Origin of the sequence: Sphingomonas mangrovi (assembly GCF_047975845.1) — a bacterium.
GTDB lineage: Bacteria > Pseudomonadota > Alphaproteobacteria > Sphingomonadales > Sphingomonadaceae > Sphingomonas.
This window is the reverse complement of sequence record NZ_JBIUCZ010000071.1, coordinates 1-1,344: the sequence shown is the minus strand read 5'-3', so window position 1 is coordinate 1,344 and position 1,344 is coordinate 1. Positions and strand designations below refer to the sequence as shown.

At 66.0% G+C, this 1,344-nt stretch carries 1 protein-coding gene; it reads left to right on the top strand.

What is annotated here, in order from left to right; all coding sequences use genetic code 11:
* The first annotated feature begins 49 nt into the window (after positions 1-49).
* Positions 50-1,084: an IS110 family RNA-guided transposase gene (locus tag ACBY01_RS17150; protein ID WP_416462201.1), complete on the top strand. Its 1,035-nt coding sequence runs from the start codon at positions 50-52 to the stop codon at positions 1,082-1,084.
* Positions 1,085-1,344: the final 260 nt, after the last annotated feature.

Genomic DNA, 1,344 nt, shown 5'->3' with positions numbered 1-1,344 from the left:
ATCGATGTGCCAGAGTGGCGGTGTTGAAGCACCACTGAGGGAGGCGTCCGTGTCAGAGGCTACCACGATCGGGTTGGATATCGCCAAGCATGTTTTCCACGCGCACGGAGCCGATGCTGCTGGTCGGGCGGTGTTCAGGCGTCGGCTCACGCGCGGCAAGCTGCTCGACTTCTTCGCCGCGCACCCGCGCTGCCTGGTGGCGCTGGAGGCGTGCGGCGGTGCGCATCATTGGGCGCGAGAGCTGCGGGCGATGGGTCATGAGGTGCGGCTGATCCCGCCGGCGTACGTCAAACCGTTTGTGAAGCGGCACAAGAACGACGCGGTGGATGCCGAGGCGATCTGCGAGGCGGCGCAGCGGCCGAGCATGCGGTTCGTGGCGGTGAAGAGCGAGGAGCAGCAGGCAGCGGCGCTGGTGTTCCGCACGCGTGACCTGGCGGTTAAACAGCGCACCCAGCTTGGTAATGCGTTGCGCGGGCATCTGGCCGAGTATGGCTGGGTCGCACCTCAAGGCTCGGCTCATCTTGCGATGTTGGCGGACCTGCTGGAGGGCGGTGAGATCGGGCAAACGCTACCCGAGGCGGCGCGGCCGATGTTCGCGATGATGGCCGACATGCTGGCCGACCTCGACAAACGGATCGCGACGCTGGACAAGGAGATCTCGCGGCGCGCCCGGGAGGATGAGGTCGCACGCCGGCTGATGACCATCCCCGGCATCGGCCCGATCACCGCAACGGCCATCGCGGCCATCGCCCCGCCGGCCGAGACGTTTGCGAAGGGCCGCGACTTTGCCGCATGGCTGGGGCTGGTGCCCAGGCAGGCGTCCACCGGCGGAAAGCAGAAGCTGGGGGCGATCTCGAAGATGGGTGAGCGAACGCTGCGGCGGCTGCTCATCATCGGTAGCAGCGCGGTCGTGCTCCAGGCGAGCAAGCGTGGGGCACCAGCAGGCTCGTGGCTCGAAGGCATGCTGGCGCGCAAGCCGCGCATGCTGGTAACGGTCGCGCTCGCCAACAAGATGGCCCGCACCGTCTGGGCATTGCTGGTCAAGCAGGAGGATTACAGAGCTCCGGTCGCGGTCACGGCGTAAGCCGAGGCGGGCCAGAGGCGTCGGAGGACGCAGTCGGTCGAAGGAGGGTATGGCACAACAGTCGGCGAGACGGGGCCGGAAGAACCAGACTGAATCAGTGTGCTTCGAGCACGTTAATCTGATGTGGTTCCGGTCCGCGCACTCCCATACGGGCCAGCAGCTTGCCGCTGCATTACAGGCCGGACAGATGGCAGCATCCGACTACGTGTCAGAACTTCCAGATACCGCTTGCAACCGAAGGGGCGTCCACAGATGATTCA